The organism is Quadrisphaera sp. GCM10027208 (assembly GCF_042658805.1).
GTDB lineage: Bacteria > Actinomycetota > Actinomycetes > Actinomycetales > SCSIO-59966 > SCSIO-59966.
This window is the reverse complement of the sequence record NZ_JBHSRC010000001.1, coordinates 209,216-230,963: the sequence shown is the minus strand read 5'-3', so window position 1 is coordinate 230,963 and position 21,748 is coordinate 209,216. Positions and strand designations below refer to the sequence as shown.

22 protein-coding genes are annotated in these 21,748 nt (G+C 71.9%); 10 read left to right on the top strand and 12 right to left on the bottom strand.

What is annotated here, in order from left to right; all coding sequences use genetic code 11:
• Positions 1 to 4: 4 nt before the first annotated feature.
• The 4 genes from ACFP6A_RS01225 to ACFP6A_RS01210 form a co-directional block, all read right to left on the bottom strand.
• The gene (locus ACFP6A_RS01225; protein ID WP_379600947.1) at positions 5 to 2,026 is read right to left on the bottom strand and encodes a PhoX family protein; all 2,022 of its coding nucleotides are present in this window, start codon (positions 2,024 to 2,026) and stop codon (positions 5 to 7) included.
• A gap of 112 nt (positions 2,027 to 2,138) precedes the next feature.
• On the bottom strand, positions 2,139 to 3,071 hold the full coding sequence (gene rarD, locus ACFP6A_RS01220; protein ID WP_379600946.1) for an EamA family transporter RarD: 933 nt from the start codon (positions 3,069 to 3,071) through the stop codon (positions 2,139 to 2,141).
• A gap of 342 nt (positions 3,072 to 3,413) precedes the next feature.
• Positions 3,414 to 4,511 carry a 2-oxoacid:ferredoxin oxidoreductase subunit beta gene (locus tag ACFP6A_RS01215; RefSeq protein WP_379600945.1) on the bottom strand — a complete coding sequence of 366 codons (1,098 nt, stop codon included), beginning with the start codon at positions 4,509 to 4,511 and terminating at the stop codon, positions 3,414 to 3,416.
• Complete coding sequence (locus ACFP6A_RS01210) at positions 4,508 to 6,406, bottom strand: 2-oxoacid:acceptor oxidoreductase subunit alpha (RefSeq protein WP_379600944.1); 1,899 nt, start codon at positions 6,404 to 6,406, stop codon at positions 4,508 to 4,510. Before ACFP6A_RS01210 ends, ACFP6A_RS01215 begins: the two co-directional genes overlap by 4 nt.
• A gap of 254 nt (positions 6,407 to 6,660) precedes the next feature.
• Here ACFP6A_RS01210 and ACFP6A_RS01205 point away from each other — a divergent pair, with 254 nt between their 5' ends.
• Positions 6,661 to 7,254, top strand: coding sequence for a hypothetical protein (locus tag ACFP6A_RS01205; protein ID WP_379600943.1), 594 nt, complete (start codon positions 6,661 to 6,663; stop codon positions 7,252 to 7,254).
• A 47-nt stretch (positions 7,255 to 7,301) separates the two neighbouring features.
• On the opposite strand, the gene ACFP6A_RS01200 is transcribed toward ACFP6A_RS01205, so the two are convergent.
• From ACFP6A_RS01200 to ACFP6A_RS01165, 8 genes are all read right to left on the bottom strand, one after another.
• The gene (locus ACFP6A_RS01200; protein ID WP_379600942.1) at positions 7,302 to 7,592 is read right to left on the bottom strand and encodes a hypothetical protein; all 291 of its coding nucleotides are present in this window, start codon (positions 7,590 to 7,592) and stop codon (positions 7,302 to 7,304) included.
• The gene (locus ACFP6A_RS01195) at positions 7,593 to 8,231 is read right to left on the bottom strand and encodes a PilZ domain-containing protein (protein ID WP_379600941.1); all 639 of its coding nucleotides are present in this window, start codon (positions 8,229 to 8,231) and stop codon (positions 7,593 to 7,595) included. It abuts the gene before it with no gap.
• Positions 8,228 to 9,391 carry a hypothetical protein gene (locus ACFP6A_RS01190; RefSeq protein WP_379600940.1) on the bottom strand — a complete coding sequence of 388 codons (1,164 nt, stop codon included), beginning with the start codon at positions 9,389 to 9,391 and terminating at the stop codon, positions 8,228 to 8,230. The genes ACFP6A_RS01195 and ACFP6A_RS01190 overlap by 4 nt, the downstream gene beginning before the upstream one ends.
• Positions 9,375 to 11,408, bottom strand: coding sequence for a flagellar biosynthesis protein FlhA (gene flhA, locus ACFP6A_RS01185; protein WP_379600938.1), 2,034 nt, complete (start codon positions 11,406 to 11,408; stop codon positions 9,375 to 9,377). Before flhA ends, ACFP6A_RS01190 begins: the two co-directional genes overlap by 17 nt.
• Positions 11,409 to 11,549: 141 nt before the next feature.
• Complete coding sequence (gene fliW, locus ACFP6A_RS01180; protein WP_379600936.1) at positions 11,550 to 11,954, bottom strand: flagellar assembly protein FliW; 405 nt, start codon at positions 11,952 to 11,954, stop codon at positions 11,550 to 11,552.
• A 38-nt stretch (positions 11,955 to 11,992) separates the two neighbouring features.
• Entirely contained in the window at positions 11,993 to 12,922 is a 930-nt protein-coding gene (gene flgL, locus ACFP6A_RS01175; protein WP_379600935.1) for a flagellar hook-associated protein FlgL, read from the bottom strand.
• 31 nt (positions 12,923 to 12,953) lie between these two features.
• Positions 12,954 to 14,333, bottom strand: coding sequence for a flagellar hook-associated protein FlgK (gene flgK / locus ACFP6A_RS01170; RefSeq protein WP_379600933.1), 1,380 nt, complete (start codon positions 14,331 to 14,333; stop codon positions 12,954 to 12,956).
• A 1-nt stretch (position 14,334) separates the two neighbouring features.
• Complete coding sequence (locus ACFP6A_RS01165) at positions 14,335 to 14,826, bottom strand: flagellar protein FlgN (RefSeq protein WP_379600931.1); 492 nt, start codon at positions 14,824 to 14,826, stop codon at positions 14,335 to 14,337.
• Between the two features lie 222 nt (positions 14,827 to 15,048).
• Here ACFP6A_RS01165 and ACFP6A_RS01160 point away from each other — a divergent pair, with 222 nt between their 5' ends.
• The 9 genes from ACFP6A_RS01160 (at position 15,049) to flgC (ending at position 21,747) form a co-directional block, all read left to right on the top strand.
• Entirely contained in the window at positions 15,049 to 15,942 is an 894-nt protein-coding gene (locus ACFP6A_RS01160; RefSeq protein WP_379600930.1) for a sigma-70 family RNA polymerase sigma factor, read from the top strand.
• A 103-nt stretch (positions 15,943 to 16,045) separates the two neighbouring features.
• Positions 16,046 to 16,897 (top strand): flagellin, encoded by an 852-nt coding sequence (locus ACFP6A_RS01155; RefSeq protein ID WP_379600928.1) that lies wholly within the window; start codon positions 16,046 to 16,048, stop codon positions 16,895 to 16,897.
• A gap of 61 nt (positions 16,898 to 16,958) precedes the next feature.
• Positions 16,959 to 17,270 (top strand): flagellar protein FlaG, encoded by a 312-nt coding sequence (locus tag ACFP6A_RS01150; RefSeq protein ID WP_379600927.1) that lies wholly within the window; start codon positions 16,959 to 16,961, stop codon positions 17,268 to 17,270.
• Positions 17,257 to 18,627 (top strand): flagellar filament capping protein FliD, encoded by a 1,371-nt coding sequence (fliD, locus tag ACFP6A_RS01145; RefSeq protein WP_379600926.1) that lies wholly within the window; start codon positions 17,257 to 17,259, stop codon positions 18,625 to 18,627. Before ACFP6A_RS01150 ends, fliD begins: the two co-directional genes overlap by 14 nt.
• On the top strand, positions 18,627 to 19,019 hold the full coding sequence (gene fliS, locus ACFP6A_RS01140; RefSeq protein WP_379600924.1) for a flagellar export chaperone FliS: 393 nt from the start codon (positions 18,627 to 18,629) through the stop codon (positions 19,017 to 19,019). The genes fliD and fliS overlap by 1 nt, the downstream gene beginning before the upstream one ends.
• Complete coding sequence (locus ACFP6A_RS01135) at positions 19,016 to 19,309, top strand: hypothetical protein (protein ID WP_379600922.1); 294 nt, start codon at positions 19,016 to 19,018, stop codon at positions 19,307 to 19,309. Before fliS ends, ACFP6A_RS01135 begins: the two co-directional genes overlap by 4 nt.
• 27 nt (positions 19,310 to 19,336) lie before the next feature.
• The gene (locus ACFP6A_RS01130; protein ID WP_379600921.1) at positions 19,337 to 20,962 is read left to right on the top strand and encodes a DUF342 domain-containing protein; all 1,626 of its coding nucleotides are present in this window, start codon (positions 19,337 to 19,339) and stop codon (positions 20,960 to 20,962) included.
• 51 nt (positions 20,963 to 21,013) lie between these two features.
• Positions 21,014 to 21,352: a flagellar basal body rod protein FlgB gene (gene flgB / locus ACFP6A_RS01125; RefSeq protein WP_379600920.1), complete on the top strand. Its 339-nt coding sequence runs from the start codon at positions 21,014 to 21,016 to the stop codon at positions 21,350 to 21,352.
• Positions 21,349 to 21,747, top strand: a complete 399-nt coding sequence (flgC, locus tag ACFP6A_RS01120) for a flagellar basal body rod protein FlgC (RefSeq protein ID WP_379600919.1) — start codon at positions 21,349 to 21,351, stop codon at positions 21,745 to 21,747. The genes flgB and flgC overlap by 4 nt, the downstream gene beginning before the upstream one ends.
• Position 21,748 lies beyond the last annotated feature (1 nt).

The window sequence follows — 21,748 nt, the reverse complement described above, 5'->3', positions numbered from 1 at the left end:
TGGCTCAGCGTGTCCGGTACACCTGGACGACGGCCGGCCGCGGGCCCTTGACGTTGTCCGCCCGATAGACGGTCCGGCCGTACGGGAACGTGGACGCCGGCTGCTCCGGCGTGGCCCCGTCGACGTCGCCGGGGTGCTGGACGGCGACGAACACCGACGAGCTCTCGTCGTCGATCACCGGACCGCAGGTCTCCGCACCGGTCGGGACGGCGAGGAACTGCTGCACGTGCCCTCGTTCGGGGCCCTCGACCGGCACCAGGTGCAGCGCGTCGTTGAGGCCCAGGTTGCCCTGCCCGTCGGTGGAGATCCACAGGTTGCCAGCCGAGTCGAACGCGACGTTGTCCGGGCTCGAGATCGGGGAGACCTGGTCCTTCGGGTACCCCGAGAAGTACGTGGTCGGGTCCTGCGGGTCTCCGCAGACCACGACGAGCGACCACGTGAACTCCAGGTCCGTCGCCTCCCGCTCCTGCAGCTCCACCACCTGGCCGTACCGGTTGGGGGTCCGGGGGTTGGCCGGGTCCGCGGTCGTCCTGCCGGCGTTGTTGGTCAGAGCCGCGTAGACGAACCCGTTGCCGGGGTTGCGTTCTACGTCCTCGGGCCGGTCCATCGGCGTCGGCTGGACGACGTCGGCGGCTGCCCGGGTGAACACCAGCACCTCATCCACCGTGAAGCCGGGGACCTTGGACTCTCCGTCCACGACCAGCGGCAGCCACGTGCCGGTGCCGTCGTAGGTCGCCGCCGGGTCCCCCGCCGCCTCGAAACGGGCGACGTACAGGTCGCCCTCCTCGAGCAGGGTCATGTTGTGGCGGCGGGCCGCAGGGCTCGGACCGTCCTGGAACCGGTCGCGGGACACGAACTTGTACAGGTACTCCCCGCCCTCGTCGTCACCCATCACCGCGACCACGCGGCCGTCGGCGGCGATGCTCACGGTCGCGCCCTCGTGCTTGAAACGTCCCAGAGCGGTGTGCTTGCGAGGTGTCGACGTCGGGTCGCTCGGGTCGAGCTCGACGATCCAGCCGAAGCGGTTGACCTCGTTGGGCTCGTTCGCCAGGTCCCAGCGCGGCTCGACGGCGTCCCAGCCGCGCCCGGTCGAGCTGATCCCGTAGAGGGCGTTGCGCGGGTCGAGGTCGGCGTTGCGCTTGAAGTACCCCTGGAAGTTCTCCTCTCCGGAGAGCACGGTGCCCCAGGGCGTCGTCCCGCCGGCGCAGTTGTTCACCGTGCCCAGGACGGTTGTGCCGCTCGGATCCGCGGACGTCCGCAGGTACGTCGAGCCGGCGGCCGCGCCGGTGAGGCGGAACTCGGTCTGCTGGTGGATCCGGCGTCCGTACCGTGAGCGCGGCACGGGCTCCCACGGCCGGCGGGGGCCACGCCGGGCCACCTCGACCACAGACATGCCGTGCGCGGCCATGGCGATGGCCAGCCGCTCCACGCGCTCCGCCTCGTCGGCCGGGACGCCGGAGAACATGAGGTCGTCGTTGGTGTACTCGTGGTTGACGACCATCAGGGCCCGGTTGCGCCCGGCCAGGGGGATGAACGTGAGGAAGTCGTTGTTGTAGCCGAACTGCTGCTTCTGGGCCTCGGCGCTCTGGTGGTCGAAGTCGAACAGCGGCGCGCCGGCGACCACCGGGTCGCCCCAGGCCATGATCGCCGTCCAGTCGTACCCGGCGGGTACGGTCAGTTCGTCGACGTCCGCGGCAGGAGCGGGGTCCAGTGGGGTGAAGGACAGTCCGCTGCCAGGCCGGGTGGCGACGGGCCCCTGACCGTGACCGGCTGGCGGGGCCGCAGCCGCGGGGACGCCGGTGGCGATGCCACCCAGCACGAGAGCGCCGAGTCCCCCGGCCAGTACCGAACGGCGGGAGAGCGCGGTCTCGGCGACCTCGGCGAAGGTCGGGGAGCTGCTGCGGACGGCGTGAGCGTCCGCGCACTGGTCGGCGCACTTCCAGTGGCAGACGGTCGCGCTGCGGGTGCCCTGGGTGTGGCCGAGCATCCGCAGCAGGCGCCGCGGGGATTCGGGAGCGAGGGTCACAGGAACCTCCGGGATGGCTCGAGCGGACCCGTGCGACGTTAGGAGCCGCACCCACCCCCCGCCAGCGAAAGCCGGATGAACCGGACGTGAAACCTCGGTGCTCTGCGCTGTCTCAGGTCGCCGCAGCCTCGGCCGCACGAGCGAGCCGCGCGCGGGCCCGGCTCGATCGCAGCGTGTCCGCGGTGAGCACGACGAGCGCGGTCCAGACCAGGGCGAAGCCGGCCCACCGGGACGGTGGCATCGTCTCGCGGAAGACGAGCACCCCGATCGTGAACTGCAGCACCGGTGCGAGGTACTGGAGCAGCCCGATGGTCGTCAACGGCACGCGTCTGGCCGCGGAGGCGAAGAACAGCAGCGGGACCGCCGTGACCAGGCCGGTGGTCACGAGGAGCAGGGCGTGCGACGTCCCCTCGGTGGTGAATGTGCTGCTGCCGGACGCCCCCAGCCACAGCAGGACGACGAGGGCGACCGGGGCGAGGACGGCGGTCTCGACGGTGAGGCTGGTCAGCGCGCCGACGCCGCGGCCGACCCGGTTCTTCACCAGTCCGTAGACACCGAAGGAGAACGCCAGGGTGAGCGCGATCCACGGCGGTCCGCCGTAGTCGATCGTGAGCACGACGACGGCGACGGCGCCGATGGCGATCGCCACCCACTGCGCCCTGCGGAGCCGCTCACCGAGCACGAGCACTCCCAGCGCCACCGTCACGATCGGGTTGATGAAGTAGCCCAGCGACGCCTGGACGACCTGGCCGGAGTTGACGCCGTAGATGTAGGTCCCCCAGTTCACCGCGATGACGGCGGCGGCGACAGCGAGCATGCCCAGCGCCCGCGGGGAGTGCAGCACCGCGTCGACCTCCCGCCACGTCCGCAGCACGACGACGAGGACCAGACAGACGGCGAGCGACCACACCACGCGGTGCAGCAGGATCTCGATCGCGCCGGCCGGCCGCAGCAGCGGGAAGTATAGCGGGAAGACACCCCACAGGAGGTAGGCCGCTGCGCCGTAGAGCGTGCCGCGGCGGACCTCGGATTCATGGGACGTCACGGGCGAACGCTACCCGACCGCTCGCCCGTCCCCGCTCCTGATCACTCCGCAGCCCCCACCCACCCCCACCCGTGATCATGCAATCCCGCCCACCCTTTGTTCCCCCGCCTCCAAGTCCCCCGCCCCCCAGCTCCCCTCGTCCCCCAAGTCCCCCCGCCCCTCGCAGAATGCTGGGTTGGTGGCGCGACACGCCGCGAAAACCGTGCCGAATCCAGCATTTTGTGGCGGGATTGCATGATCACGCGGGGGCGCGCGGGTCGAGGGTGGCGGGACTGCATGATCACGAGGGGGCGCGGGTCGAGGGTGGCGGAATTGCATGATCACGAAGGGGGGAGTGGATCGTCACTGAGAGGAGGGGACGGTCCAGGTGTCGGAGCCGGCGAGCAGCCGGGCGAGGTCCTCGTCGTCCGCGCCACCACCCGCGGCCCGTCGCGCGTCGTCCACCTGCGCTCGCACGAGGTCGTCGTAGGTCGGTCGCTGGACGGCGCGGAACACCCCGACCGGCACGTGCTGCATCGTCGGGTCGTCCAGCCGGGACAGCGCGAACGCCGCCGTCGGGTCCTCGGCCGCGACGTCGTGGACGACGACGGGCCGGTCACCGGCGTCCGCGGCGTCGACGACCTCGAGCCCGCCGTCCGGGCGGTGGACCACCACCCGCTCGGCCTCCGGTGCGCCGAAGCGCACCTCGCGGCCGTGCTCGAGGTGGATGAGCCGGGCCGTCGACTCCTGCCGGTCCTTGAGCACGTCGAACGCGCCGTCGTTGAAGATCGGGCAGTTCTGGTAGATCTCCACCAGCGCCGTCCCGCGGTGCTCGGCGGCGGCCCGCAGCACCGAGGTGAGGTGCTTGCGGTCGGAGTCCAGCGTGCGGGCGACGAAGGTGGCCTCCGCCCCCAGAGCCAGCGAGACCGGGTTGAACGGGGCGTCCACCGAGCCCGCCGGTGTCGACTTGGTGACCTTGCCGATCTCGGACGTCGGGGAGTACTGGCCCTTCGTCAGCCCGTAGATCCGGTTGTTGAACAGCAGGATGGTCAGGTTGACGTTGCGGCGCATCGCGTGGATGAGGTGGTTGCCGCCGATGGACAGCGCGTCGCCGTCGCCGGTGATGACCCACACGTTGAGGTCGGGGCGCGCCGTCGCCAGTCCGGTCGCGATCGCCGGCGCGCGGCCGTGGATCGAGTGCATCCCGAACGTGTCGAGGTAGTAGGGGAAGCGTGAGGAGCAGCCGATGCCGGAGACCGCGACGACGTTCTCCTTGCGGATGCCGAGCTCGGGCAGGAACGACTGGACGGCCGCCAGGATCGCGTAGTCGCCGCAGCCGGGGCACCACCGCACCTCGGAGGCGGAGGTGAAGTCCTTCTTGCCGAGGGAGACACCCTCGGTCAGGCGCGGGACGGCGTCCAGGCCGGTGCGGTGCGCTGGGGTGCCGAGGTCGGTGGTCACGCGGGGACCTCCGTGTCGTGGGCGGGGTGGGGCTGGACCTCCTGGGCGAGCTGGGAGATCGCGTCGACGAGCTCGCCGGAGGTGAACGGCAGGCCGCGTACGCGGTTGTAGCCGACGACGTCGACGAGGTACCGGGCGCGCAGCAGCAGCGCGAGCTGGCCGAGGTTCATCTCGGGCACGAGCACCCGGTCGTAGCCGCGCAGCACGCTGCCGAGGTTGGCCGGGAACGGGTTGAGGTGACGCAGGTGGGCGTGGGCGACGGACAGCCCGCTCTCCCGGGCGGCGCGGACGCCGGCGGCCACCGGTCCGTAGCTGGACCCCCAGCCGAGGACGAGGACGCGTGCGGCGCCGTCCGGGTCGTCGACGTCGAGGTCGGGGACGTCGATGCCGTCGATCTTCGCCCGCCGCAGCCGGACCATCCGGTCGTGGTTGTCCGGGTCGTAGGAGATCTCGCCGGTGACGTCGGCCTTCTCCAGCCCGCCGATGCGGTGCTCGAGCCCGGCGGTGCCGGGCACCGCCCACGGCCGGGCGAGGGTCTGCGGGTCGCGCAGGTAGGGCCGGAACGCCGGGGTGACCCCGTCGTCGGCGAGCCCGTTCGGCGCGGTGGCCTGGTCGGCGTCGATGACGGGGAGGGTGGCGACGTCCGGCACCGCCCACGGCTCGGAGCCGTTGGCGAGGTACCCGTCGGACAGCAGCAGCACCGGCGTCCGGTAGGTCGTCGCGATCCGGACCGCCTCGAACGCGACGTCGAAGCAGTCCGTCGGCGAGGCGGGCGCGACGACCGGGACCGGCGACTCCCCGTTGCGCCCGAACATCGCCTGCAGCAGGTCTGCCTGCTCCGTCTTCGTCGGCAGACCCGTCGACGGGCCGCCGCGCTGGACGTCGACGACGACGAGGGGCAGCTCGAGGGAGACGGCCAGGCCGATCGTCTCGCTCTTGAGCGCCAGACCCGGCCCGGACGTCGTCGTCACCCCGAGGGCGCCGCCGAACGAGGCCCCGAGCGCGGCCCCGACCCCGGCGATCTCGTCCTCGACCTGCATCGTCGTGACGCCGAACCGCTTGAGCCCCGAGAGCGTGTGCAGGATGTCCGAGGCCGGTGTGATCGGGTAGGAGCCGAGGACGAGCGGCAGGCCGGCGCGGTGCGCTGCGGCGACGAGGCCGTAGGCGAGGGCGACGTTCCCGGTGATGTTCCGGTAGGTGCCGGGCTTCGCCGGCGCGGGCGCGACCTGGTAGCGGACGGCGAACGCCTCGGTGGTCTCCCCGAACGCCCACCCTGCCTTGAACGCGGTGAGGTTCGCCTCGAGAATGTCCGGCTTCGTGGCGAACTTCGTCCGCAGGAACCGTTCGGTGCCCTGGGTGCCGCGGTCGTACAACCACGACAGCATCCCGAGCGCGAACATGTTCTTCGACCGCTCGGCGTCCTTGCGGGACAGTCCGAACGGCTTCAGCGCCTCGACGGTCATCGACGTCAGCGGCAGCGCGTGCACCCGGTAGGACTCCAGGCTGCCGTCCTCCACGGGGTTGGTCGCGTACCCGACCTTGGCCAGTGCGCGGGCGCCGAACGCGTCGGAGTCGACGATGACGGTGCCGCCGCGGGGCAGGTCGGCGAGGTTGGCCCGCAGGGCTGCCGGGTTCATGGCGACGAGCACGTCGGGCTCGTCGCCGGGGGTGAGGACGTCGTGGTCGGCGAAGTGCAGCTGGAAGCTCGACACGCCGGGCAGCGTGCCGGCCGGCGCGCGGATCTCCGCGGGGAAGTTCGGCAGCGTGGCCAGGTCGTTGCCCAGGGACGCGGTCTCGGCGGTGAAGCGGTCGCCGGTGAGCTGCATCCCGTCGCCGGAGTCGCCGGCGAACCGGATCACCACGCGCTCGACGCGCTGCACCAGCTTGGTCGTCATGTCCTCGTCAACGTTCCGTCGTCCAGCATTCTGCCTGCTCCACGTCGATGGTAGGTGTTGGACCGGTCACTCGCTCACGGCGTCAGGGTGCCGTCGGCACGGTCGACGAGGTGCGGGGGGACGTCCGGGGCCGATCGCCCACCAGGTGATGGTCCTCGTGGGTGATCCCGGAGGGACTCTGCTCAGAAATCCGGGACAGCGGCCGACCATGACGGTGTGATCGTCCCACCGACCGCGAGCGAGGTGCGCTGACAGTGCCACCTGATCGGCCGTCTCCGGCCAGCTCCCCGCAGGGCGGGCTCCGTGCCCCGTTCGAGCACGGGGACCCGCGGCACGGCGAGCGCCTCCTCGACGTCGCCCTCGTCCTGGGGTTCGACGACATGGACGAGGAGGAGATCCGGGCCCGTCGGGACGAGACCCAGACTCGCGAGGACCGGGTGTCGTACGTGCGCCGCCTGCTCCAGGGCCGGCTGGACGTGCTGATCATGGACCGCCAGCGACGCCAGCGGGCCGAGGACGGCGTGTACGGCTCCGGTGCTCGGACGATGCAGGAGCTCGTCGCCTCGTTGGCTCCCGCCCTGGCCGAGACCTCGGCGCGGGTCGCGGAGCACTCCGTCGGCTCCGTCGAGGCGGTCACGGACTCCGTGGAGGAGTGCGAGGCGGCCGCTCTCGACCCGCGGACCAGCGTGCCGGCATCGCTGTCCGACGAGGGCCTCCAGGCGGCCATCGAGCGGATCACGCAGCTGGAGCGCGGCATCTCTCGCCTGCGGCACAGCCTTCACGAGGTCATCGACGCGGCCAACGCCGAGCTGGACCGCCGGATGGACGAGGTGCGCCTGAACAGGTAGTTCGACGGCGTGCTCATGGAGCGGCTCGGTCCTCAGTCGTCGGGGAGTCACGCCGGCTGGTCGTCTCGTCGCTGGCCCCCCGGGGGCCTCGCCAGCGCATCCTCCTCCTGCCGCGCAGCCAGGGCGTTCCGCAGCGCGTAGTGGTGCATCACCCGGTACACCACCTCACACCCTGCCCAGCTGATGAGCAGTGCCGCGAGGATGCGAAGGGCGAACGACTCCAGCGGCTCGTGCTGTGAGAGCAGGGCCGGGAGCTGGGGGACGGCGATCAGCAGGGTGCCGAGCAGGACGATCCCCACCGGAGGCCCCGGGGTGGCAGGCGGTGGTGTCGGTTCCATCTACAGCCCTCTCCGGATTGCTTGACGCTGCCGGGTGAAGACGTACCGGCGAATGACGTCGGCGACACGTGGTGAGTGGTTGAAGCGGCCGGTCACCACCCACGTCCCGCTGTCGGTCTGCTCGCACCGCAGCACCACGAATGGCACGGACAGGTCGACGCCGTCCAGCGTCAGGTGCACAACGGTCGCCCGGCCCGTCGGCGGCTCGCTGACGAGCACGGCGCGCAGCCCCGTCTCGCTGATGTCGACGGTGTGCCCCGGGACCTCCGCAGCGCCCGCCGTGAACGTCATCGGCAGCCGGACCTTCTCGCGCACCGCCGCCCGGCGCTGCTGCAGCTGCCCTGGGCCCAGGGGACGAAGGACCCAGTCGTGCCGGTCATGGTCCTGCAGCTGTGCGGCGAGCGACCCTCGGCCCGCGGGGCTCTCCCAGAAGAGCATCACGCGCCCGTCCTCGGGAGGCAGCGCCGTGACCGCGGACCCGCCGACCAGCCGCACGGGTGCGGACACGACGAGGTCGTTCCTGGTCAAGGCCCGTGCCAGACTCTGCGCGAGCGCCGGGTCGGCTCCGAGCCGCACCTGCAGCGGTGTGCCCTCCCTGGGCCATGCCCGGGTCTCGAGCCGTCCGTTGTCGGCGGTCACCGGGCCCCCTGGTCGGCGAGCCGTGCGGCCAGCACGCCCGCCCACGCGCTGCGGGTCGCGGGCCGACCGTCGAGGCGAGCGACCGGGACGCCGACCGCGAGTACCGATGCCGGGTCCGCTGTCGAGTCGAGGTCGTCGACGGCGAGGGCGTCGACACGGCCCAGCCGCTCGACCCAGGCCCTGACGTCCTCCGGCTTGCGGGACGCTTCGACCACCGCCCACGTCGTGCACGGCTGGAGTGCGCTGAGGGTCTCCGCCGCCCACTGCACGCCGCGAAGGCTGAGCGGCGCGTCCACCACGACGATCGTCGGGTGGGTTCGCCGGCTCCACTGGGCCCGTCGTTGCGCCGCACTCTCCGGGCCGCTGGCCCGCAGTCTGGCGGGAAGCCGCTCGGTCGGCCCCCCGCGACTCACCAGCGTGATCGCATCGGTCGGTAGCCGCGTCTCGGCCGCCACGTCACGTGCGAGGCGCATCGCGGCGGTCGTCTCGCCCACCAGGGCGAGGACGTCCCCGTCGCCGAGCCGGGCAGCGGGCGGCTCGGGGAGCCGCATGACCGCTGTGACCATCGAGGTGAGTGCCTGTCCGTCCGGTACGGGGCCGCCGGGTGCCGGCAGCCCCGAGCGGTCCTCGACCCCCGAGAGCCTGGTGAGCTTGGTCAGCACCTCTCGGAACGAGGCCGACTCGGTCGACACGGCGGGCCTCACGGTGGCAGGTGGTGTGGCTGCTCGTGGTGGGGCTGCTCGTGGTGCGGCCGCCGGTGCTGCGGCCGGCTCCACGGGCGAGGCGGTCTGTGCCTCGTCACTGTCACTGGCACTGTCACTGGCACTGTCACGTCGCAGTGCAGCGAAGCGCTCCGCCGTGCTGACCCGGTCGGCCATCTCGGTCAGCTCGGTGGTGTCGGTGAGCTCGGTGGTGTCGGTGAGCCCGGTAGTGTCGGGCAGCTCGGTCGTGTCGGTGAGACCGGTCGTCTCGGTCAGCCCGGTCGGGTCGGTCACGTCCTCGACCTCGACGAGGACCTCGAACCGCTCTCGGCTGAAGAAGCCGGCGATCCCCCCGGTGCGCACCCGGTCAGCCTGGACGATGCGGGCCTCGGGACCGCACTCTCGGCGCACCCGAGCCAGCAGCTCGTCGAGGTCGGGTCCCTCAAGCTGTAACTGCATCCCGGGCAAGGTCGATCACACCTCTCGTCTCGATCTGGAGCCGGCTGGAGAGCTCGGAGTAGGCGATCACCGGCATGCGGGGGACGGTGACCCGGACCAGTCGCCGCACTGCCGCCCGCACCTGCGGCGCACAGACGAGCACCACCTGCTCACCGGCCTGCTCAGCGGTCTGGGACACCTGGGCGAGGTCGATCATCAGCTGCTCGGCGTCCTGCGGCCCCAGCGCCAGGAAGCTGCCGCCCTCGCCGGTGCGCAGCGACTCCAGCAGTCGCTGCTCGGTCAGCGGCTCGAAGGTCACGACGCGCAGCCGGCCGTCCTCGGCGAGGGCGGAGGAGATCGCCGGGCCGATCGCCGTCCGCGCGGCCTCGACCAGGGCTTCTGGGTCCTTGGAGGTGCGGGCCCGCTCGGACAGCGCCTCGAAGAGCCGGGGCAGGTCCCGGATCGAGATCTGCTCGTCCAGCAGCGCCTGCAGCACGTGCTGCACCTCGCCCAGCGAGAGCTGGGAGGGGGTGAGCTCCTCGACCACCGTCGGGTGGCTCCTCTTCACCATGTCGACCAGTGACTTGACGTCCTCGCGGCTGAGAAGGCGACCGGCATGCTCGCGGACCACCTCGGCCAGATGGGTGATGAGCAGGGACGCTCGGTCGACGACGGTGGCGCCGGCGATCTCGGCCTGCTGCGCCAACTCGGCCGGTACCCAGCGCGCCGGCAGCCCGAAGACGGGCTCGGTCGTGGGGGCCCCCGGCAGCGACCCCAGGTCGTCCCCGATCGCCAGCACGTGCCCCGCCGGGGCCTCGCCTCTCGCGACGTCCACCCCGTGGACCCGGATGGCGTAGGTGTGCGGGGGCAGGTCCAGGTTGTCACGGGTACGGACCAGGGGGATGACGATCCCGAGCTCGAGGGCGATCTTGCGGCGCAGCGCCCGCATCCTGTCCATCAGGTCGCCACCGCTGGCCACGTCGACCAGGTCGACGAGGTCGTACGCCACCTCGAGCTGCAGCGGTTCGACGCGCATCTCGGCGGCCAGCGCCTCCGGGGAGTCCGCTGCCGGGGCCGCTGGCTCGGCGTGCCCGTCGTCCGTCGCGACGGCAGGGGCGTCGGGGTCCGGGATGCGCAGCGTCGCCAGCAGCACGGCGCCGCCCACGACGAGGAACGGCATCATGGGCAGGCCAGGCACGAGGGCGAGCAGGCACACCGCGGCCCCGCCGAGGCGCAGCGCCTTGCGCTGGCGGGAGAACTGTCCGACCAGGTCGCTGGCCATGTCCCCGTCCGAGGTGGAGCGGGTGACGATGATCCCGGTGGCGACCGAGATCAGCAGCGCAGGTATCAGCCCGACGAGGCCGTCGCCGACGGTCAGCAGGCTGTAGGTGTTGACCGCCTCGCCCATCGGCATCCCACGCTGGACGACGCCGGTGAAGAAGCCGCCGACGAGGTTGATCACGGTGATGAGGATGCCGGCGATGGCGTCACCCTTGACGAACTTCGACGCGCCGTCCATCGCCCCGTAGAAGTCAGCCTCCGCGGTGACCTCGGCGCGCCGGGTGCGGGCGGTGTCCTCGTCGATCAGACCGGAGTTCAGGTCGGCGTCGATCGCCATCTGCTTGCCGGGCATCGCGTCGAGGGTGAACCGCGCGGACACCTCGGCCACCCGGCCCGCGCCGTTGGTCACGACGATGAACTGGACGAGGACCAGAATGGCGAAGACCACCATGCCGACGACGAGCGACCCACCGATCACGACGTGTCCGAACGCGTCGATGACCTTCCCGGCGTAGCCGTCCAGCAGCACGAGGCGTGTGGAGCTGACGTTGAGCGCGAGCCGGAAGATCGTGGCGATCAGCAGCAGGGAGGGGAAGATCGCGAAGTCCAACGGCCGCTTCACCGACATGCTCATGAGCAGGATCAGCACACCGGCGGTGATGTTGACCACCAGCAGCATGTCGAGCACCGCCGCCGGCAGCGGGACGACGAGCATGACGACGATCAGGATGACGGCGGCGGGGATGGCGGTCTTCATCACGGTGCGGCCCACACCTGTGGTGTCGGATCGGGACTGCCCGGTCTTGAGCCGGGTCCTGAGCCGATCGGCGGGTCCCGGGCAGGTTGGGCGGTTCCCGGCGGCGTGATCCGTCCGGTTGCCACCGGAGCGCGTCGCAGGTCAGGACAGGGGCAGTCGTTCGCGCAGCTGGTACGGGGAGCCGGTGAGGAGCACCTGGGCCGCGGTCCGGGTCCGAGCGTTGACGACGATGGGCGCGAACAGGTTCGCGGTGGAGTCCTCAGCCCGTTCGCCGAGGGTCACCACCGACAGCAGCAGCGCGTCCTCGGCGTCCTCCAGCCCGAGGGAGGTGGCGGTGCCGTCGTCGAGTGACGGCGCGTACTCGGGGAAGTACACGGTGGGCGGGACGACGACGAACTGGGCGTTCTCGTCGTCCAGGCTCCTCAGCACGAAGCACGGCACGTCGTCGGAGACGGAGACCAGCGCGAACCGGTGGGCTCCGGGGAACCCGACGATCCCGGCAGGGATGGTGATCTCCGGGAGCTCGCCGGGCAGGTCGGTCAGCACGGCAGTGACTGTATCCACGCCTGAGCGCATTCCACGCCTCAGCGCAGGAAGTCCACGAGCGACGGCTGGATGACCCGTGCCGTCGCACCGAGCGCGGCCTGGTAGGCGACCTCCTGGAGCTGCAGGTCGACGATCGTCCTGGCCAGGTCGACGCTCTCGGTCTCGGCGAGCCGGCTGGTCCCGGTGAGGACCTTGTCGTCAGCGGTGTCCCGCAGCGTCTCCACCCGGTTGAACCGCGCGCCGACCTGCCCGAGGGTCGACAGCATCCGGTCGATCGCCGTGTCGAGGTCGCCGAGATCGGTGGTCAGGTCCTCCATGTTGACCTTCGGGTCGACGGCGCCGTCCGCGTCGGCGTCGGTGCGCAGGTGCTGGCTGATGCGGTCCAGGACGGCGAACAGCTGGGACGGGTCGCCGTCGTCACCGAAGACCGCTGGTCCGGTGAAGGACACCTCGACCGCGGTCCCGGAGGCAACGGTGCGCTTGAGGACGCCGTTGTCCCCGACGTACGTGCCGGTGGCGGGGTCGTACGCCGCCACGCCCGAGGTGGTGCCCCCGAACAGGGGCACGTTGAGGTACCTCGTGTTGGCGACCTCGAGGAGCCCCTGCCGCAGGTTGTCGATCTCGATGGCCATCGCCTCGCGTGCCGCCGGAGGGATCGCGTCCGTCATCCCGGCCACGGTCACCTCCCGGGCGCGGTTCACCAGGTCGAGGCTGCGGGTCAGCACGGTGTCCGCCGTGGCCAGCCACCCCAGGCCGTCCTCGGCGTTGCGGGCGTACTGCTCGGTGCGGGCGTTGTCGCCGCGCAGCTGCATGGCCTGCACCGTGCGGGTAGGGGAGTCCGACGGCCGGTTCAGCGAGCGCCCGGAGGAGAGCTGCTCCTGGAGATGCTGCATGCGGTCGAGGTTGCCCTGCAGCCCCTGCAACGATGTCTGGGCGACGGTGCGCTGGGTGATGCGGAACGCGGTCACGGGAGTCTCCTGCCAGGCGGCCGGGGCCGGCTCAGCGGCCCACCAGGCCGGTGCGGTTGATGAGCGTGTCGAGCATCTGGTCGACCGACGTGACGAATCGCGCCGCCGCCTCGTACGCCCGCTGGAACGTGATCATGTTCGTCATCTCCTCGTCGAGGTTGACACCGGAGACGGCCTCCTGGGCGGCGTCGACCTGGGCCGTCATCTGCGCCTGGATGTCGACGCGCCGGAGGCTGGTCTGCACCTCCACTCCGAGGTCGACGATGTACGCCCGGTACAGCGTGTCCGAGCTGCCGGTCGCACCCGCCAGCTCGGCCAGTCTCATCGCGTTCCCGCCGTTCCGGCTGCCCGCCGGAGACCCGGTCTCCGCGGCGGCGAGCTGAGTCGGGTCCGACAGGCCGACCCGGATGCTGGTCGCGGTGAGCGGCCCCGACGCGGACACGAACAGCGGCTGCCCGGCGTTCCCCGCCTGGTCCACCCCGTCGACGTGGACGGTGTTCACCGTGTCCGCCAGGGCCGCGGCGATCTCGTCGAGACGCGCGGCATGGCGCGGCAGGATCTCGTTCACCGAGGACAGCAGCCCGCCCACCTGCCCGCCCACGATGCTGGCAGCGGCTCCGTCCGCGGCCCAGGTCAGCTGTGCGGGGTCGGTACCGGAGAGCTCCAGCTCGAGGGTGTCGGGACCACTGACCAGAGGGCGGCCGGCGACCAGCACGGTCACCATGCCGTCCTGGTCGACCTGGCGGGTCGCGCCGACGAGGTCGGCCAGCTGGCTGACCAGCCGGTCCCGTTGGTCGGCGAGGTCGTTGGGGGACAGGCCGCTGCGCGTCGCCACCGAGACTGCCTGGTTCAGCTCGGCCACCCGGGTGGCCGTCGCGTTCACCTCCTCGGTCAGGGCGTCGAGCTGCTGGACGGAGACGTCACGCAGCCCGGTCAGGCCCGCCGCGGCCCGGTTCAGGCCGGTTGCCAGGGTCTCCGCCCGCTCCAGCAGCTGGGTGCGGGCCGCCAGGTCGTCAGGGTTGTTCGCGACGTCGTCCCAGCCGTTGAAGAAGTCGGACATCTGCGACTGCAGGCCGATGTCTCCCGGCTCGGCGAACGTGGTCTCCACCTCGCGCAGAACCCCGTTCACGGCGCGGAGGGCCGCGTCGCGGCCGTGCTCGACGAGCGCCCGGCCCTCGAGGAACTCGTCGCGGACGCGGTCCGTGCCGTCGACGGTGACGCCGTTGCCGGCACCCGACCAGCGGGAGTGGACGGCAGGACTCACCGGGCCGTGGTTGGCCGACAGGTTCATCCGTTGGCGGCTGTAGCCGTCGGTGTTGGCGTTGGCGATGTTGTGCCCGGTCACCTGCAGGCCGCGCTGCTGCGCGTACAGGGACGACAGCCCGATGTTCAGACCGGAGAAGTTCGACACCTCACATCGCCCCGTCGACGAGTCGGGGTCCCGAGGGGCGGGACGCGCGTCCGGAGGCGGTGTAGGTGCGGGTGGTCTCCGGCTCGCTGAGGGCGGCGAGCGCCTCGCGTGCTGCCCGGTGAGCCGCCTGCAGCAGGTCCCGGTTGGCGTTCGCGAGGGACTGGATCTCCTCGGTCGCCGCCATCAAGGCCTTGCGGTGCTCGGCCAGGATGTCACCCCAGGGGGCCGGGGCCGTCTCGATGAGCTCGTGCAGGCTCGGCGCGGCCGCCAGGCCCAGCAGCTCGGCGACCCGCTCCACCTCGACGGCCCGCGCCAGCTCGGCGCGCTTGATCTCCTCGAGGACCATCTCCACCTCGCGGGTGGCGTGCGGCAGCCAGCGACTGCGCTGGGCAGCGAGCACGAGCTGCTCCTCCTCCAGCTTGAACTGGAGCAGCTCGAGCAGCTCTCGCTCCCGCCAGAGCGTGCTGGACACCTCGCCCAAGGCTTCGCCCACGGTCACTCCACCCTCGATCCGTCCGGCCGTCGACGACGGCCCGTGCTGCGCTGACAGCTGCACCATCGGCACGCTGCGGAAAGACCTGAGCAGTTCCGCAGCGCGGGGCCGGCCCCGCGGACCGGGAGACCGCCGGCCGGTGCCGTGGCGAACGGGTGAATTCGGTCGAACGCCCCGCCGTCACGGCTCAACCACGGACGTCGCCGCCCCGAGGCAGTCCTCGTGCCCAAGTCGCTGCTGTCCTCGGCGGACGAGGACGCACTGGTCCGTGACCACCTCCCGGTGGTCGGCTACCTCGTCGCGGAGCTGGCGGGCCGGCTGCCACGTCACGTCAGCCGGGACGACCTGGTCTCCGCCGGGAACGCCGCGCTCGTCGCGGCGGTGCGCTCCTACCAGCCCGAGCGAGGCCCGTTCGGTTCGTACGCTCGCACGAGGATCCGCGGTGCCCTGCTCGACGAGCTGCGGCGGATGGACTGGGCCGCCCGCTCCGTGCGTGCCGAGGTGCGCCGCCGTGACCGGGTCGTCGACGAGCTGACCTGCCAGCTCGGACGCCGGCCGGAGCGGGCCGAGGTCGCCGCTGCCCTGGGCATCTCCGTGCGGGACCTCGACGGGGTCGACGACGACGTCCACCGTTCCGTCGTGCTGAGCTACCAGCACGTCGCCGAGACGCGGGACGTCGCCGCCGAGCTGCCCGACGGCGCGCCCACCCCCGAGCAGGTGATCCTCGAACGGGAGCGGCAGGCGTACCTGCTCGCCGCCGTGGAGTGCCTGCCCGACCGGCTGCGTCGGGTCGTCGAGGGGTACTTCTTCGAGGACCTGCCGATGGCGGCGCTCTCCGCCGAGCTGGGGGTCAGTGAGTCGCGGATCTCCCAGATGCGCGCCGAGGCAGTGGCGCTGATGCGGGAAGGTATCGCCGCCCAGCTGGAGGCCGGTGCCGGTGCCCGGGAGCCGCGCCGGGACGGTGCGGCCGCCCGCCGCCGGGCCGCCTACTACGCGGCCGTCGCGGCGCACGCGGACTACCGGACCCGGGTCAGCGTGCCCGCCCCGCGGACGGCGTCGTCCGGCCGGGAAAAGTTCCGCGGATCCGCTCAGGAAGAGGTCGCCGCCGCCGAATGAGCACCCGGCACGCCACGGACGGTGTGCCAGGCACCACCCGGAGTCCCACGGACGGGACCCCGGCGCCCGCACCGGGCGACCAACTCACGGAGGAAGGACGACCATGGGTCTCCAGATCAACCAGAACGTCGCGGCGCTCAACGCGTACCGCAACCTGTCGGTCACCGACGGCCAGCTCTCCAAGAGCCTGGAGCGGCTGTCCTCGGGCCTGCGGATCAACCGCGCTGCCGACGACGCCGCCGGCCTGGCCATCAGCGAGAAGCTGCGCGGCCAGGTCAAGGGCCTCAACCAGGCCGTCGCCAACGCCCAGAACGGCATCAGCCTGATCCAGACCGCGGAGGGCGCGCTCAACGAGTCGCACTCGATCCTGCAGCGGATGCGCGAGCTCGCGGTGCAGTCCGCCAACGACACGAACACCTCTGCCGACCGGACACAGATCCAGAAGGAGGTGGACCAGCTCGCGTCGGAGCTGACCCGCATCTCCGACACCACTGAGTTCAACACCAAGAAGCTGCTGGACGGCAGCTTCACCGCCGCGCAGTTCCAGATCGGTGCCAACGCCGACCAGACGCTCTCGGTCTCGATCGGGGCGATGGACGCGCAAACCCTCGGTGTGGGGACCCTCGACGGTGCGACGGGCGTGACCACCGGTCTCGACGTCTCAACGGACGCGGCGACCGCGAGTAGCGCGATCACCACGATCCAGACGGCGATCGACTCGGTGTCCTCTCAGCGCTCCACCCTCGGTGCGGTGCAGAACCGCCTCGACCACACGATCAACAACCTGAACGTGGCGGCCGAGAACCTCACCGCGTCGGAGTCCCGGATCCGGGACACCGACATGGCCAAGGAGATGACGTCCTTCACCCGGGCGCAGATCCTCTCTCAGGCCGGCACGGCCATGCTGGCCCAGGCCAACCAGGTCCCGCAGAGCGTCCTGCGTCTGCTGGGCTGACCCACCTCCCCCTGGTCGGGGTGGGGCGGGCACCAGCCCGCCCCACCCCTGAGGAGACCTCGTGAGCACCGTCCCGCTCCACCCGGCCGCTTCGGCGGACCTGCCGCGACAGCGCCCAGGCCTGCCGGCCGCCCCGTCCACCGACGCCCTGGTGGCACGGGCGCAGTCCGCCGTGGACAAGGCCGGCGTCACCGCCGACCGCGTGGTCGCCGAGCTCGCCGAGCACGAGCAGACCGGCCACCGCGTCGTCCGGCTGGTGGACGCCGACACCCGCCAGGTCGTCGGGCAGGTCCCGCCCGAGGTGGTTCTCGACCTCATTGCCTGGGCGATGGACGTCCAGCGCCGTAAGGAGGACCGCGATGGTCAGCATTGACGGCCTGGTCTCCGGCCTGGACACCACCTCGCTGGTCCAGCAGCTCATGCAGCTGGAGCGCGCCCCCCAGGTGCGGCTGGCGAACCAGCAGTCCCAGCTCAAGACGACCATCACCGGCTACCAGGGCCTGAACACCCAGTTCTCGCTCATCGGCAACGCCGCCGAGGCGGCCGCCGAGGCTGCCACCTGGACCGCGGCCAGGGCCACCTCCAGCGACGACGCCCGGGTCGGTGTCACCGCGACCCCGGGGGCGCCGGCCGCCCGGCTCACGGTCGCGGTGCAGCAGCTGGCCACCGACCAGGTCAGCACCTCAACCGCCACGGTGTCGTCCCCCACGGACGCCGCCGTCATCACCACGGCGATCACGCTGACCAGAGGTGGCTCCACCACCGACCTCACCCTGGCGGGCACCAGCCTCGCCGACCTGGTTAAGGCGATCAACGGCGCCGACGCCGGCGTCACGGCCAGCGCCGTGCAGGACACCCCCGGCAGCTACCGGCTCGTGCTGACCAGCACGGGCACCGACACGGTGAGCGTCACCGCGACAGCCGACGGCTCCGACCCCTTCACCACGGCGCTCGGCCCGCTGACCCAGACGTCCGCCGGCACCGACGCCGAGCTGCTCGTCGGCGGCCCCGGCGGGTACCTCGTCACGCGCAGCAGCAACACGGTCAGCGACCTGCTCGACGGGGTGACCCTCACCCTGAAGCAGGCGGACCCGAGCGCGGCGGTCACCGTCGAGGTGGGCCCGGACGTCGACGCCATCACCGCCAAGGTGGACAAGATGGTCTCGGCCGCCAACGCCGCGCTCGGTGAGATCTCCCGTCTCACCGCTTACGACGCCGAGACCGGGAGCGCGGGAGTGCTGATGGGCGACTCGCTGCCCCGGCTGCTCCAGCAGCGGATCGTGGACGCGGTGCGCGGCAGCGGGGACGGCAGCGCCGGCGCGGCCGGGATCACCGTGACCCGCGACGGCACGCTGACCTTCGACAAGGCCAGGTTCGCCGAGGCGTACGCCGCCGACCCGGCCGGCGTCCAGGCGGCGATCGGTGCCGGCACCGACTCCGGTCCCGGCCTGGCCGCCCGACTCGACGCCGTCGCCGGGGACGCCACCCGGTCTCAGTCCGCCGAGGGCGGCCCCGGCCTCATCACCTCGGCGCTGGACTCCCGCAACCGGCAGGTCCAGGGCCTCACCGACCGCATCGCCGACTACGACCGCCGGCTGGAGATGCGCGAGCAGACGCTCCTGCGGCAGTTCACCGCCATGGAGACCGCGCTCAGCGCCGCCCAGCAGCAGAGCAGCTGGCTGTCCAGCCAGCTCGCCGGACTGTCCACGAACTGGATGGGGAACCCTTGATGAGCACCAGCGCCTTGGCCCGCAGCCGCTACGCCCGCGACTCGGTGACCACCGCGTCCCCCGCCCGGTTGCTGGTCATGCTCTACGACCGGCTGGTACGTGACCTCGTCACCGCCGAGCGCGCTCTTGCCGAGCAGGGCGGCGCACCTGCTGGCGACGCCCGGGACGCGCTTCTGCACGCCCAGGAGATCGTCCTGGAGCTACGCGCCAGCCTCGATCTCGACGCCTGGGACGGCGCTGCCGGGCTCGCCGACCTCTACGCGTTCCTGCACGGCGAGCTGGTCGCCGCCAACGTCGACCGCGACGTCACCCGCATCACCCCGTGCCGGCAGATCGCCGAGGAGCTCCGCGACGCGTGGCGGCAAGCTGCGCTGGCCACGGTGTCGCCATGACCGCGTCGTCGTGGGAGGCGTGCCTGCGCGACCTCGCGGCGTCCCTCGCCGCCCAGCGCCAGGCCCTGGACGACGGCGCGGTCCCGGTGCCGTTCCAGCCTCCTGCCGGCCTCGGGCCCCTCCCGCGCCACCTGGTCCCCCGGGCCCTGGAGCTGCTGACCGAGAGCCGCGAGGTCGAGCAGCGGCTCGCCGCGGCGATGACCGGCGTCCGCCGTCACAGCGACGTCGCTCGACGGCTTCGCCCCGCCGCCGGCCCGACCCCCGCCCGTTTCGTCGACCGGACCGGCTGAAGCCCGCCGCCGGACAGGAGGACGACAGTGCGGTGGCAGCACCGGGCCGACGGGTACGTGTGGGCCGTGCCCGACCCGGACGAGGACCTCACCTTCGAGCAGGCCGTCCGTCAGGCGGACGAGCACGGCTGTGAGCGGCTTGACCTGGAGGCCCTCCAGCAGACCCTCGTCGACGGCGAACCTCGTGCGGTCGCCGTCCTCGGCCCGGCGTCTGCCGACGGCCGGCTCACGGTCGAGGTCAGTGACGACGGTCTCACCGCCGTCCTGCACGTCGAGCCGCCGGGCGCGCGGCAACCCCGACTCAGCCACGACGACGTCGACCGTGCGCTACGGGACGCGGGCGTGCGCCTCGGGGTCGACCGGAACCTCCTCGCCACGCTCCGCCTCGACCGCCCGGGGAGCTACCAGGTGGCCTCCGGGTGGCCTCCCACCGAGGGTCGGCCGGGATTCCTCGAGTACGAGGTCTCCGTCGACCACGAGCTGCGCCACCGGGTCCGGGACGACGGCAGCGTCGACTTCCACTCCGTCGCCCGGATGCCGAACGTGCGCGCCGGTCAGCTGCTCGCCGTCCTCGTCCCGCCCCTGCCAGGGGTCCCGGGGCGGGACGTTCACGGTGAGGTGATCGAGGCTCCCGCCGGGGAGCCGGCGGTCTTCCCCGAGGGTGACAACGTGTGGGTCAGCGACGACGGGACGCGGCTGCACGCCGGGATCGACGGTCTGCTGGAGATCGTCGGGGAGAAGGTGTCCGTCCGCCCGGACCTCGTCGTCGAGGGCGACGTCGACTTCTCCACCGGCTCCATCGACTTCGCCGGCGACGTCATCGTGCACGGGTCGGTGCTCCCCGACTTCTTCGTCACGGCGACCGGCAAGGTCGTGGTCCTCGGAGACGTCGACCACGCCAGGATCGACGCCAGCACCATGGTGTGGATCCGTGGTGCCCTGGTCGGTGACCGGGCACGGGTCCGGTGCAACGGCAACGTCAAGATCGGCACCGTGCGGGAGGGGCGCGTCGAGGCCGGGGACTCCGTGGTCGTCGAGCACGAGACGCTCGGGGCCGAGATCCTCGCCGGCGTCCGTCTCGTGCTCCCGTCGTCGCGAAACCGGCTCGCAGGTGGCGTGGTGCACGCCGGGGTCGAGGTGATCGCCGGGGAGATCGGGTCCATCGCCGGCATCCCCACGGAGATCACCATCGGCCGCAGCCCTCAGGAGGTGGAGCTCCTCGCCCTGCTCACGGCAGAGCTGCGCGAGCACAGCACCGTCCTCGAGCGGGTGCTGGCCACGACGACCCCGCTGCGCCAGGAGCCCGAACGGATCGCCGAGCTGCAGGGTCGCCGCCGGGAGGCTGCCGACCGGCTGCTGGAGCTGGAGGCCTCGCTGCGGCGGCGTGTCGGCGAGATCGCCGACCGGCTGCGCCAGCTGGACCGGCCGGAGCTCGACGAGCAGCCCGGCCGTGTCGTCGCCCGCCAGGTGATGCGCCGCTCGGTGCGGGTTCGCTCCGGCGCGGACGTCGTGACCACGACGAGAGACCAGTTCCGCGTCGTCGCCACCCGGGTGAACGGGCGGCTCACCGTGGTACCGCTGGCACAGCAGCCCGCCGCGGAGCCCGCCCCGGCAGCGCCACTGGCCCAGCCGTCTTGGGCCATTCGGGGGTAATGCCCCGACGAGAACTCAAGGAGGCCGGCCCCCGGCTCCGAGAACCAGGGCGTGACCCAGCCGACCTTGGACGTGCTGCATAGCGCACTGAGTGGCCTGGCGCTGCGCCAGCGGATCATCGCGGACAACATCGCCAACGTGGAGACGCCGCACTTCCTCGCGGGACGTGTGGACTTCGAGTCGGCGCTGAGCGACGCCATGGCCGACGGTGACGGCTCGCTGGCCGAGCCGACCGTCGCGCGCTCCCTGGAGCCCACGCGGACGAACGGAAACAACGTGAACCTCGACCAGGAGACCCTCGCCCTGATCGACACGGGCCTGCGGTACCAGATGATCGCCCAAGCGGTCAGCGGCAAGTTCCAGCTGCTGCGGACGGCGTTGCAGCGATGAGCGTCTTCGGCGCCATCGGGATCTCTGGGTCCGGTCTGCTCGCGCACCGCAAGTGGCTCGACGCCGTCTCGGACAACATCGCCAACATCAGCACCGTCACCGGCACCGACCAGGCCGCCTTCCAGGCCCGGATGGTCGTCGTCCAGGCCGACGAGTACGGCGAGGGCGGCGGCGTCCGCGTCGCCGGGGCGACCTTCGGGGACCCCGAGGGGCGCCTCGTGCACGAGCCGGACCACCCGCTGGCCGACGAGAACGGGTACGTCCGGTACCCCGACATGGACCTCGGCGACCAGATGGTCCAGCTGATGATCGCCCAGCGCGCCTACCAGGCGAACCTCACGGTCGTCGACCGCGCCCGTGACACGTACATGCACGCTCTGCAGATCGGGAAGTGAC